Origin of the sequence: Ruegeria profundi (assembly GCF_001507545.1) — a bacterium.
Classification (GTDB): domain Bacteria; phylum Pseudomonadota; class Alphaproteobacteria; order Rhodobacterales; family Rhodobacteraceae; genus Ruegeria; species Ruegeria profundi.
The window spans coordinates 137,089-147,873 of record NZ_LQBP01000007.1; the positions used below are offsets into that span (position 1 = coordinate 137,089).

General features: G+C 57.9%; 13 protein-coding genes. 1 reads left to right on the forward strand and 12 read right to left on the reverse strand.

Annotated elements, in window-relative coordinates:
• Nucleotide 1 precedes the first annotated feature (1 nt).
• Complete coding sequence (locus AVO44_RS14400) at nucleotides 2-922, reverse strand: sulfite exporter TauE/SafE family protein (protein WP_068338159.1); 921 nt, start codon at nucleotides 920-922, stop codon at nucleotides 2-4.
• A gap of 13 nt (nucleotides 923-935) precedes the next feature.
• Here AVO44_RS14400 and AVO44_RS21075 point away from each other — a divergent pair, with 13 nt between their 5' ends.
• Nucleotides 936-1,094 carry a hypothetical protein gene (locus AVO44_RS21075; RefSeq protein ID WP_157769985.1) on the forward strand — a complete coding sequence of 53 codons (159 nt, stop codon included), beginning with the start codon at nucleotides 936-938 and terminating at the stop codon, nucleotides 1,092-1,094.
• Nucleotides 1,095-1,257: 163 nt separating this feature from the next.
• Here the strand turns inward: AVO44_RS21075 and AVO44_RS14405 are convergent, their stop codons facing one another.
• The 11 genes from AVO44_RS14405 to trpS form a co-directional block, all read right to left on the reverse strand.
• The gene (locus AVO44_RS14405; RefSeq protein WP_068338161.1) at nucleotides 1,258-2,226 is read right to left on the reverse strand and encodes an ABC transporter permease; all 969 of its coding nucleotides are present in this window, start codon (nucleotides 2,224-2,226) and stop codon (nucleotides 1,258-1,260) included.
• Nucleotides 2,226-3,320 carry an ABC transporter permease gene (locus AVO44_RS14410; RefSeq protein ID WP_068338163.1) on the reverse strand — a complete coding sequence of 365 codons (1,095 nt, stop codon included), beginning with the start codon at nucleotides 3,318-3,320 and terminating at the stop codon, nucleotides 2,226-2,228. Before AVO44_RS14410 ends, AVO44_RS14405 begins: the two co-directional genes overlap by 1 nt.
• Nucleotide 3,321: 1 nt before the next feature.
• The gene (locus AVO44_RS14415; protein ID WP_068338166.1) at nucleotides 3,322-4,851 is read right to left on the reverse strand and encodes an ABC transporter ATP-binding protein; all 1,530 of its coding nucleotides are present in this window, start codon (nucleotides 4,849-4,851) and stop codon (nucleotides 3,322-3,324) included.
• Between the two features lie 85 nt (nucleotides 4,852-4,936).
• Nucleotides 4,937-5,935 carry a BMP family lipoprotein gene (locus tag AVO44_RS14420; protein WP_068338363.1) on the reverse strand — a complete coding sequence of 333 codons (999 nt, stop codon included), beginning with the start codon at nucleotides 5,933-5,935 and terminating at the stop codon, nucleotides 4,937-4,939.
• 159 nt (nucleotides 5,936-6,094) lie between these two features.
• Nucleotides 6,095-6,508, reverse strand: a complete 414-nt coding sequence (locus AVO44_RS14425) for a GNAT family N-acetyltransferase (RefSeq protein ID WP_082677505.1) — start codon at nucleotides 6,506-6,508, stop codon at nucleotides 6,095-6,097.
• Complete coding sequence (gene tsaB, locus AVO44_RS14430; protein ID WP_068338168.1) at nucleotides 6,505-7,089, reverse strand: tRNA (adenosine(37)-N6)-threonylcarbamoyltransferase complex dimerization subunit type 1 TsaB; 585 nt, start codon at nucleotides 7,087-7,089, stop codon at nucleotides 6,505-6,507. The genes AVO44_RS14425 and tsaB overlap by 4 nt, the downstream gene beginning before the upstream one ends.
• Nucleotides 7,079-7,642: a NifU family protein gene (locus AVO44_RS14435; protein ID WP_068338170.1), complete on the reverse strand. Its 564-nt coding sequence runs from the start codon at nucleotides 7,640-7,642 to the stop codon at nucleotides 7,079-7,081. Before AVO44_RS14435 ends, tsaB begins: the two co-directional genes overlap by 11 nt.
• Before the next feature lie 69 nt (nucleotides 7,643-7,711).
• Nucleotides 7,712-8,305, reverse strand: a complete 594-nt coding sequence (locus tag AVO44_RS14440; protein WP_205626547.1) for a 2-hydroxychromene-2-carboxylate isomerase — start codon at nucleotides 8,303-8,305, stop codon at nucleotides 7,712-7,714.
• Between the two features lie 8 nt (nucleotides 8,306-8,313).
• The gene (locus AVO44_RS14445; protein ID WP_068338174.1) at nucleotides 8,314-8,769 is read right to left on the reverse strand and encodes a universal stress protein; all 456 of its coding nucleotides are present in this window, start codon (nucleotides 8,767-8,769) and stop codon (nucleotides 8,314-8,316) included.
• A 65-nt stretch (nucleotides 8,770-8,834) separates the two neighbouring features.
• Nucleotides 8,835-9,698: a branched-chain amino acid aminotransferase gene (locus tag AVO44_RS14450; RefSeq protein WP_068338176.1), complete on the reverse strand. Its 864-nt coding sequence runs from the start codon at nucleotides 9,696-9,698 to the stop codon at nucleotides 8,835-8,837.
• Between the two features lie 58 nt (nucleotides 9,699-9,756).
• Nucleotides 9,757-10,785: a tryptophan--tRNA ligase gene (gene trpS, locus AVO44_RS14455; protein ID WP_068338178.1), complete on the reverse strand. Its 1,029-nt coding sequence runs from the start codon at nucleotides 10,783-10,785 to the stop codon at nucleotides 9,757-9,759.

Below are 10,785 nucleotides of genomic sequence, written 5' to 3' on the forward strand. Positions count from 1 at the left end.
ATCAATGGCCCCCTGCGGTGCCCAGAGAATAAAGCTCGGACGGTTCAATCAACAAATCCAACGCCAGTTTGCCGCAAACCACCAGAACCAGGGCGGCCAACAACACCCGCAACTGCTCGGCCGGCATGCGCGCACCGATCACCGTGCCAATCTGCGCGCCGACAACACCGCCGATCAGAAGCAGGACGGCCAGAACGATATCGACGGTATAGTTCGTTGTCGCGTGCAACATCGTTGTAAAGCCGGTCACGAAGATGATCTGAAACAGTGACGTCCCAACCACGACTTTCGTGGGCATCCCCAGCAGGTAGATCATTGCAGGCACCATGATGAACCCGCCGCCTACGCCCATGATGGCTGACAAGACACCAACGCAAAGCCCGACCAGGATGGGCGGAATGACCGAGATGTAAAGCCCCGAGGTACGGAATCGCATCTTGAACGGCATGGAGTGTACCCAACCGCGCTGTCGCCGCTTTGAAGGTGCCGCTATGCCCTTTCGCGATTTACGCAGCGCACGCAGGCTTTCGATGAACATCAGGCTGCCAACCACACCAAGAAAAATGACGTAGCACAGCGTCACCAACAGATCGACCTGGCCCAAACTTTTGAGATAGTTGAACACCACAACCCCAAGTCCGGCACCAGTTAACCCGCCGACCAACAAGACCGTGCCCATCCTCAGATCGACTGTCTTTCGTCGAAGATGCGCCAGCACGCCGGAAAAGGACGAGGCAACGATCTGGTTGGCTTCGGTTGCGACGGCAACCGCTGGGGGGATGCCGATGAAGAACAGAAGCGGGGTCATCAAGAAACCGCCACCCACACCGAACATGCCCGAAAGCACGCCGACCATTCCCCCCAACCCCAGCAAGAGAAAGGCATTCACGGAAACTTCGGCAATAGGAAGGTAAATCTGCATTTGGAATTACCGGATGACCACGGACGGATCACGCGGGGCGATCCGGCCCGTCTCATACCACTGGGGTGAGGCATTAATACGGCGCACAGAAAGTGGCGGTATGGCGAATATCGGCGTGACCGAAGTGTATTCGATCAACCTGTTTGGCTGGTCAGAAAAGCAACCCCCGTGATCGGGGTGTTCACGTGTTTCCATCCCCCCGATGGGGTTTGATCCGCGCTGGGCTATCACAGGAAATACGCACATACCCCTTTAGAACGGTTGCGGCATTCAAAATCAACTCTGTATGCCGCTCTGCAGCAAACAGGAATGAAATGAGTTCGCAACTGGACTTATCAGCGCTCCTTCACATAGGGCTCTCCCCCGGCACGGGGCGGGATGGCTTTGCCCACGAAACCGGCTAGAATGACCACCGTCAGGATATAGGGCAGGGCGTCCATGACCTGAACCGGGATAATTATGCCCCCAAGGTCAATGTTCTGGAATCGCAGCGCAATCGCTTGCAGCAGGCCGAACAGCAGGCAGGCCCACATCGCATGCCAAGGCCGCCATTTCGCAAAGATCAGCGCAGCAAGCGCGATGAAGCCGCGCCCGGCGGTCATCTCTTTGACAAAACCGGCCTGCAGGGCCGTGGCAAGGTAAGCCCCGGCTATTCCGCACAGGACACCACAGATGGCGACTGCGGCGAAACGCAACCCAACGACCGACACACCGGCTGTATCCACCGCCGCAGGGTTCTCGCCGACCGCGCGCAGGCGCAGGCCAAACCGGGTACGGTACAAAACCCACCATGTCAGCGGGACCATCAGGAACGCGACGTAAACAAGGATCGAATGACCTGACAAAAGTTCCGAGTAGACCGGTCCGATGATCGGAGCTGCATCAAGCGCTTCGGCAAAAGGAAAACTGATCGGTTCAAACCGGCCTCCGCCAAACAGTGATGGTGTTCGGCCGCCCTGCTGGAACCAACTTTGAGCGATAAGTACGGTGAGACCCGAGGCCAGGAAATTGATCGCGACGCCCGATATTAGCTGATTGCCCCGGAACGTGATCGAGGCGACGCCGTGCAGCGCGGACAGAATCAGCGACGCGCCAATACCTGCCATAAGGCCCAGCCAGACAGATCCCGTCACCGCAGCCACGGCGGCTGAGAAAAAGGCAGACATCAGCATCTTGCCTTCCAGGCCGATATCAAAAATGCCCGCGCGTTCGGAATAGAGCCCAGCCAGACAGGCCAATAGCAGCGGTGTCGCCAGGCGGATTGTCGAGTCGAGGACCTGAACCAGAGTAACAAAAAACTCCATCACTCTGCCCCCTTCCGCAGACCAAGAAACAGTTTTTCAAGCGGTATCCGCACCATGTTGTCCAACGCCCCGGTGAACAAAATCACCAATGCCTGAATCACCACGATCAGCTCGCGTGGGATCGACGTCCAAAGCGCCAGTTCCGCACCGCCCTGATACAGAAAGCCGAACAGGATCGCCGCCAGGAAAACGCCGAATGGATGTGAACGGCCCATCAAGGCCACAGCGATGCCGATAAAGCCCGCGCCCTCGGTCGCGTTCAGAACCAGACGTTCCGCTTCGCCCATCACGTTGTTGATCGCCATAAGGCCCGCCAGCGCGCCCGAGATCAGCATCGCGATGATCGTGATCCGAACCGGTGAAATACCGGCATAGACGGCTCCGGTTTCAGAATGGCCATACGCGCGGATTTCATAGCCCAGCCGCGTGCGCCAGATCAGCGCCCAGACAACCACGCAGGCCAGCAGCGCGACGAAGAATGAGATATTCGCGGGCGCGCCCCGGAAAACAGCATTTTCCGCAGTTGAGAACATCGATTGGAATGTCGGTAGGTGCACAGCCTCGGGGAAGCGCGCTGTAGCCGGATCCTGTGAGCCCTGCGGGCGCATAACGTTGACCAGCATATAGTTCAGGAACGCAGCCGCGATAAAGTTGAACATGATCGTGGTGATCACGATATGGCTGCCCCGCTTGGCTTGCAGATAGGCCGGGATCGCGGCCCATGCAGCCCCGAACAGCATCGAGGCCGCGCAGGCGGCAAGCAGCGCGATGCTCCAATGTGGCCATGGAATGTAAAGACAGGCCACGGCGACACCAAGACCGCCCAGCATCGCCTGACCTTCGCCCCCGATGTTGAACAGCCGGGCGTGGAAGGCCACGGCCACAGCCAGCCCGGTGAACATGAAGTTGGTTGCGTAATACAGCGTATAGCCCCACCCATAGGTGGACCCCAACGCCCCCGTGACCATCAGGTTCACCGCCTCGACAGGGTTTTCACCGATGGCCAGAATGACCAGTGTCGAAAGGATTGCGGCCAATATCAAACTGATCAGCGGGATCAGAACAACGTCGGCCCATTTGGGCATTTTTTCCATGTTACGCGGCCTCTCCCGCAACACCGGCCATCAGCAGGCCCAGTTCTTTTTCATCCGTCTCATGGGGCAGGCGCTCGCCCATGATATGTCCGTCAAACATCACCGCGATCCGATCCGACAGCGAGAAGATCTCCTCCAGCTCGACCGAGACCAGCAGGATTGCCTTCCCCTGATCACGCAGCGCGACGATTTGCTTGTGAATGAACTCGATCGCGCCGATATCCACGCCTCGGGTGGGCTGACCGACCAGCAGCAGGTCGGGGTTGCGCTCGATCTCACGTGCGACGACGATTTTCTGCTGGTTGCCGCCCGAAAAGTTTTTCGCGGTCAGCCAGGCATTGGGCGGGCGCACGTCAAACTTTTCAATCTTGCGTTCGGTATCGGCGCGCAGGGCAGCGTTGTCCATGAACAGACCGCGTTTGTAAGCCGGGTCGCGGTGATAGCCGAACGCGACATTCTCCCACGCGTGGAAATCCATGATCAGACCCTCGCGCTGCCGGTCTTCGGGTACGTGAGCAATGCCTTGTGCCCGTCGGGCCTGACCGTCAGACCCATGCCCTGAAAGTGCCAGCGGTGTGCCGTTCAACCTGATCGTTCCTTGACCGGGGCGCATGCCGCCCAACACCTCAAGCAGCTCGGACTGACCATTACCCGCGACGCCGGCGATGCCGACAATCTCGCCTGCGCGCACTGTAAGGTCGATTCCCTTGACGCGCTCAACACCCGCTTCGTCGACCACCCGCAGGTTCTCAATCTCGAGAATGGGTTTGCCGGGTTGTGCCGGAACCTTATCCACCTGCAACAGGACTTTCCGGCCCACCATCAGTTCAGCCAACTCCTGCGGGCTGGTTTCTGCGGTTTTCACGGTTGCGGTCATCTGACCACGGCGCATAACGGAAACGGTATCCGTGGCCTCCATGATCTCGCGCAGTTTGTGCGTGATCAGAATAATCGTCTTACCTTCTTCGCGCAGGCGATGAAGAATTCGGAAAAGCTGATCGGCCTCGGACGGTGTCAGAACTCCAGTGGGCTCATCAAGGATCAGAATTTCTGCCTTGCGATAAAGCGCTTTGAGGATTTCGACGCGCTGTTGCCGGCCCACGCCGATTTCATCAATGCGCTTGTCCGGGTCTACGAACAGCTCGTATTCTTCTTCCAGGGCTTTCAGTTCCTTGCGCGCTTTTGCCAGCGACGGGGCGAGCATGCCGCCATCCTCGGCGCCCAGAACGATGTTTTCCAGTACGGTGAAATTCTCGACCAATTTGAAATGCTGGAACACCATCCCGATGCCGGACGCGATTGCCGCCTGGCTGTCGGGGATGTCGGTCTTGGTGCCGTTGATCCAAATCTCACCTTTGTCGGCCTTGTAAAAGCCGTAGAGAATACTCATCAGCGTTGACTTGCCCGCGCCGTTTTCACCGATGATCCCATGAATGGTACCGGGGGCGACGCTGATGGAAATGTCCTTGTTGGCCTGGACTGGCCCAAAGGCTTTGGAAATCCCTTTGAGCTCAATGGCGGGGACTGTCATGTCTTGTCCTCAATAGCCGAAGGGCCGCGCCCATTGCGCGGCGAAGTGGATGCGAGGCGGAGGATCACCACCGCCCCGCGCGATATCAGAACTGTAGTGCCGGGCAGCTGTCGTTTTCGTAATAGCTGACCACCGTGATATTGCCATTGATGATGTCGCTGCGTGCGTCTGCAACGGCTGCGCTCATCTCTTCGGTGACCAGTTCAGCGTTGTTTTCGTCCATCGCGACACCAACGCCTTCTTCCGCCAGACCCATGGTGAATACGCCGGTTTGAACGTCCTCACCTGCTTTCATCGCGTCGTAAACGGCAACGTCCACGCGCTTCAGCATCGAGGTCAGAACCTGGCCCGGGTGCAAATGGTTTTGGTTGCTGTCCACTCCGATCGACAGGATGCCTTCATCAGCGGCAGTTTGCAGGACACCAACACCGGTGCCACCAGCCGCAGCGTAGATCACGTCCGCGCCCTGGCTGATTTGTGCTTTAGTCAACTCGGACCCTTTGACAGGGTCATTCCAGGCTGCCGGGGTCGTGCCTGTCATATTTGCAATGATGTTCACATCCGGGTTCACCGCCTTGGCGCCCTGCGCATAGCCGCAGCCAAAATGACGGATCAGGGGTATGTCCATCCCACCAATGAAACCAACGGTTCCGGACTTCGACGCCATCGCCGCCATCATCCCGACAAGGTAAGAGCCTTCGTGTTCGGCAAAGCTGACCTGGCGGATATTCGGTGCATCCAGCCAGTTCACGTCAACGGCAACAAACTTGGTGTTCGGGTAATCACCGGCAACCGCAGCCAATGGATCGGCCATCGCAAAACCCATGGTGATGATCGGGTTCGCACCCGCTTCGGCGAAGCGGCGCAGCGCTTGTTCCCGCTGGGCTTCGGATTGAAGTTCGATTTCGCGATAGGTTTGACCGGTTTGTTCCGCCCAACGTTGCGCGCCGTTATGCGCGGCTTCGTTGAACGATTTGTCGAACTTGCCGCCCAGGTCAAAGATCAGGGCTGGCTCGGCCAAACTTGCACCTGCGGTCAGCGCTACGGCGGCAGCTGCACCCATCAAGGATTTTATCAGGCTCATTTCATACTCCCGTTTGTTTTTGTTGATCGCGGCCACGATAGCCGCGATTACCCGCTGCGAGCGAGCATAATTGTTGTGATGGCGGGAATTAAGGCTGTTTGCAACCGATGTGGTCAATAGGTTTTTGACCGTTTGGTCGAAAAAAAACAGAAATATCGCTTAGGTGAGCATGCGCGCCATAGCGATAGCGTCGATTTTTGTTCCGTTTTCAGACATATAGTAGCCCTTGCGACGACCGCAGGGTGCGAACCCGCAGCGTTTGTAGAGCGCGATTGCCGGTTCATTGTCTGTCGCAACGTCCAGAAAAGCCCGAGTTGCACCAAGTTGCCGGGCACGCGCCTGCCAGTCCTGCATGCAACGCAAGGCCAGACCTTGACGCTGATGGTTGGGGCGCGTGGCGATTGTCAGCAGTTCAGCCTCATCCGCGATGACTTGAAAAACGGAAAAACAACAAGCATTACCAACGGCATAGGTAAACCTGTTGGCCAAAAGATCACTGAATTCTTCGGCCGTCCATGGGCGGGATCGGGTGAATGCCGCCGCGTGGGTGCTCGCCATCTCTTGTGGGGTCATCCGTCCAGCAAAACCGGTGGCGTGTCTTTTGACGGTGCAGCATCGGCAGGTCGCAGATACAGCGGTGCTGGCGGCTCGGTCACCGTGGGCCATCTTTGAAGTGTCAGGCGGGCAATTGCGCGAACCTGCTGTTCGGGGGAGTCGTTCAGGATCAAAGCCCCGAATGATTCTGCCTTTTCCTGTGCCATCAGTGTCGGGTCTTGCCCGGGCAGCGCGATATAGACTTGGCCGCGCGGAGCACGGATTGCGGGCAGTTCTTGCCCAATTTCGGCCAGCGCATCGAAGCCTGAAACCCCAACGGCTGGAATCCCGAGACCGAGCGCAAGCCCTCGCGCGGCAGACACCGATATTCGGATGCCGGTGAAATTCCCCGGCCCGATACCCACGCCGATAGCCGTGAGGTCGGACCATGTGCAGCCCGCCTCGGCCAGAATTTCCTCAAGCAAAGGCATCAGTCGTTCGGCCTGTCCGCGTGACATAGCCTCGGTTCGGGATGCGATTACTTCGTCACCCTGCAACAAAGCGGCCGCGCAATGCGCGGCCGATGTGTCAAACGCCAGAATGAGCGGATCAGACGGCAACGGGGCGCACCTCGGTCACTTCGGGGATGTAGTGACGCAACAGGTTCTCGATCCCCATCTTCAAGGTAAGGGTTGAAGACGGGCAGTTCGCGCAGGCCCCTTGCATATGCAGATAAACAACGCCGCGGTCGAAGCCATGAAAGGTGATATCACCGCCATCCTGGGCCACGGCTGGCCGCACGCGGGTATCCAGCAGATCCTTGATCTGATTAACAACTTCCGCGTCTTCACCCGAGTGTTCAGCGTGACCTGAATTGGTCGTCGCTTCGGAATCCATAACCGGTTGACCGGATTGGTAATGTTCCATCACGGCGCCCAAGATAGCAGGTTTAATGTGATCCCACTGAACGCTGTCCGATTTGGTCACGGTTATGAAATCATTGCCAAAGAAAACGCCTGTCACGCCGTTCACCGTGAATATCCGTCGTGCCAGAGGCGATTTCTCGCTGGCTTCGGCCGAAGGGAAGTCCGCGGTACCGGCCTCGAGCACCGTTTGACCGGGCAGGAATTTAAGCGTTGCGGGGTTCGGCGTGGATTCGGTTTGGATGAACATGTCATGGCTCCGTTACAGATGCTCCTGATATGCGGGTCAGGGCTGAGGAAGTCAAGATTTGGAACGGTTCTAAACTTCTGCCGCAAGTTGAATTGCATCATCCAGCCGGTCATCGCCCCAGAACAGCTCATCCCCGACCAGAAAGCTGGGGGCTCCGAAAATGCCCTTGGCCTGGGCCGTTTTCGTTTGCTCCATCAGCGCGGCCTTGATCGCAGGTTCCTGGCACTGATTCAGTGTTTCAGCGGCCAGGCCAACTTGGGTGAGGCAGGTGATCAGCACCTCGTCGTCTGAAATGTTCCGACCTTCGGCAAATTCAGCAGAATAAACAGCCCGGATAAACGCCGCTTTTTGAGATTGGTCTTTGATCGCCAAAGCCAGCCGCGCGGCTTTCAGCCCATTCTGGGGAAACGGGTCGGGACGCGTGAACACCAGGCCCCGCTGTGCGGTTAACCGTTCCATATCACGCCACATGTATCTGCCCTTGTCGGGGTAGATGTTGAACGGGGTATTGTCCAATCCCTGCGCCGCGAAAATCGGGCCAAGCAGGAAAGGGTGCCATTCAACAGCAACGCCGTGCTGAGCCGCAAGCTCTTCGATCCGCATCGCGCTCAGGTAAGAATAGGTCGAAGCGAATTCGAACCAGAACTGAATCTTGTTTGTCATGGGTTGTCTCAGGTTATTTCTTCCAGTTTTTCCTTGCTCAGATCACCGGGGACGATGGTGATCGGGATCGGCAGGCTGCCCGAGTTCTTGGTCAGCTGCGTGACCAGGGGACCTGGGCCTTTCTTGTCGACGCCAGCACCCAGAACCAGAACGCCGATTTCGGGGTCTGACCGCACATGCTCGATAATCTGGGCGACCGGTTCACCTTCGCGGATCGCAAGTTCAGGGTCGATATTCTGTTTGTCGCGCATCCACTTGGCGAACACTTCGTAATGGGCATGGATACGCTCGCGCGCCTCTTCGCGCATCACCTCGGCCACTCCGATCCAATGATTGAATTCATCTGGTGGGATGACGGACAGGATGGTCACACCGCCGCCAGTATGGGCCGCGCGCATGGCAGCAAAGCGCATCGCGTTCAGGCATTCGCGACTGTCATCCAGAACAACCAGAAATTTGCGCATGAAGTGTCCTTGTTCATTTCCGGCGATCATGCCCGACCAATTGCGGACTGGCAACTAAAGCGTGGTCAGCGGGTGCTCAGGGCCCAATCCCAGTACATTTCCCGCGCGCGGCGGGCGATCGGGCCGACTTGATACTGCGTATCCTCAAGTGCGGTGACCGGTGTAATTTTGTTCATGTTGCCAGTCATGAAGACTTCATCCGCCTTGTGAAAATCATCAAAGCCTAGGACCGATTCGTGCACCTTGACCCCGTCAGCGCGCAGGTTTTGGATGTGGCGCGCGCGGGTAATACCAGCCAGAAAAGTGCCGTTGGGGATGGGGGTGAAAACCTCTCCGTCACGGACCATGAAGATGTTGGCAGTTGCGGTTTCGGCCACATTCCCCATGGCGTCAGCCACCAAAGCGTTCGTGAACCCCCTTCCGCGGACCTCTTTCAGCATGCGCGCGTTGTTGGGGTAGAGGCATCCGGCCTTGGCGTTGACCACAGCGGATTCCAAAATCGGGCGGCGGAACCGCGTGTATCCCAGCGTGACCGAGGCTGTCTCGGGCGCCATTGGGATTTCCTCAAGACAGATAGCAAAACCGGTGCTGTTTTCCATTGGAACAATGGCCGTCGCGTCGCCGTCGATACCCCAGTACATCGGGCGGATGTAAACGGCTGCGTCCGGACCGTAGGAAGCTAGCCCCTCCTTGGTGATCTCAACCATCTGCTCTGTCGTCACGAACGGTGTCAGCATCAGCGCCTCGGCCGAGCGGTTCACGCGTGCACAATGCGCCTCAAGATCCGGGGCCATGCCGTCAAAATAGCGTGCCCCGTCAAAGACTGATGATCCCAGCCAGGCGCCGTGATCGGCCGCGCGCATAATCGGGGCATCCCCATCGTGCCACTGACCTTCGAAATAGGTGCGGATATTCTTGCCGACTGCCATGACGCCCTCCCAAGCTTTTGCGCAACCTAGGAAGACGTCGCGGCAACGTCCAGCGCAATCAACCCTGTTTTGCGCCAACCATGCCTACGATTTCGTAGGTCTGCCGCAAGATCGGGGCTGCAATTGCGCGGGCTTTGTCCGCGCCTTTGGCCAGAATCCGGTCAATCTCGGCCTCTTCACCCATCAGGCGGGCCATTTCGGTTGAGATCGGCGACAGTTTTGCGACTGCCAGATCGGCCAGCATCGGCTTGAATTCACCGAACTGCTTGCCACCGACTTCGGCCAGCACCTCATCGGTGGTCTGATTGCTGAGGGCTGCGTAGATGTTCACAAGATTGCGGGCTTCGGGGCGTTCTGACAGGCCGTCCACCTCAGATGGCAGGGCGTCCGGGTCGGTCTTGGCCTTGCGGATTTTCTTGGCGATGGTATCGGCATCGTCGGTCATATTAATCCGGCTCATATCTGACGGATCGGATTTCGACATTTTCTTTGATCCATCCCGCAGGCTCATGACGCGCGTCGCCGCGCCTTCGATCACGGGTTCAGTGATCGGGAAGAAATCAACGCCGAAATCGTTGTTGAACTTGATCGCGATGTCGCGGGTCAGTTCAAGATGCTGTTTCTGGTCGTCGCCCACCGGCACATGGGTTGCGTGATAGACCAGAATGTCAGCCGCCATCAGCGACGGATAGGCAAGCAGGCCCAGCGAGGCGTTCTGCTGGTTCTTCCCTGCCTTGTCCTTCCATTGGGTCATGCGTTGCATCCAGCCCATGCGCGCGACACAGTTGAAGATCCACGCTAATTGGGTGTGTTCGGGCACCTGGGACTGGTTGAACAGGATCGACTGTTCCGGGTCGATGCCGGCGGCGATGAAGCCTGCACACAGTTCGCGCGTGGAATGCGCCAGTTCCTTGGGTTCCTGCCAGACGGTGATCGCGTGAAGATCGACCATGCAGTAGACGGTCTCTTTCTCCGGTCCCTGCATGTCCACAAAACGCTTGAGGGCACCAAGGTAGTTGCCTAGGTGCAGGTTTCCCGAAGGCTGGATGCCGGAAAACACGCGCGGCGTGAACTTGGTTTCGGTCAT

Coding starts and splice junctions, on each gene's coding strand:
- AVO44_RS21075 (WP_157769985.1), top strand. CDS start 936: ATGACCACGGACGGATCACGCGGGGCGATCCGGCCCGTCTCATACCAC.
- AVO44_RS14415 (WP_068338166.1), bottom strand. CDS start 4,851: ATGACAGTCCCCGCCATTGAGCTCAAAGGGATTTCCAAAGCCTTTGGG.
- AVO44_RS14435 (WP_068338170.1), bottom strand. CDS start 7,642: ATGTTCATCCAAACCGAATCCACGCCGAACCCCGCAACGCTTAAATTC.
- AVO44_RS14410 (WP_068338163.1), bottom strand. CDS start 3,320: ATGGAAAAAATGCCCAAATGGGCCGACGTTGTTCTGATCCCGCTGATC.
- AVO44_RS14425 (WP_082677505.1), bottom strand. CDS start 6,508: ATGACCCCACAAGAGATGGCGAGCACCCACGCGGCGGCATTCACCCGA.
- AVO44_RS14405 (WP_068338161.1), bottom strand. CDS start 2,226: ATGGAGTTTTTTGTTACTCTGGTTCAGGTCCTCGACTCGACAATCCGC.
- AVO44_RS14400 (WP_068338159.1), bottom strand. CDS start 922: ATGCAGATTTACCTTCCTATTGCCGAAGTTTCCGTGAATGCCTTTCTC.
- AVO44_RS14420 (WP_068338363.1), bottom strand. CDS start 5,935: ATGAGCCTGATAAAATCCTTGATGGGTGCAGCTGCCGCCGTAGCGCTG.
- trpS (WP_068338178.1), bottom strand. CDS start 10,785: ATGACCGAAACCAAGTTCACGCCGCGCGTGTTTTCCGGCATCCAGCCT.
- AVO44_RS14440 (WP_205626547.1), bottom strand. CDS start 8,305: ATGACAAACAAGATTCAGTTCTGGTTCGAATTCGCTTCGACCTATTCT.
- AVO44_RS14445 (WP_068338174.1), bottom strand. CDS start 8,769: ATGCGCAAATTTCTGGTTGTTCTGGATGACAGTCGCGAATGCCTGAAC.
- AVO44_RS14450 (WP_068338176.1), bottom strand. CDS start 9,698: ATGGCAGTCGGCAAGAATATCCGCACCTATTTCGAAGGTCAGTGGCAC.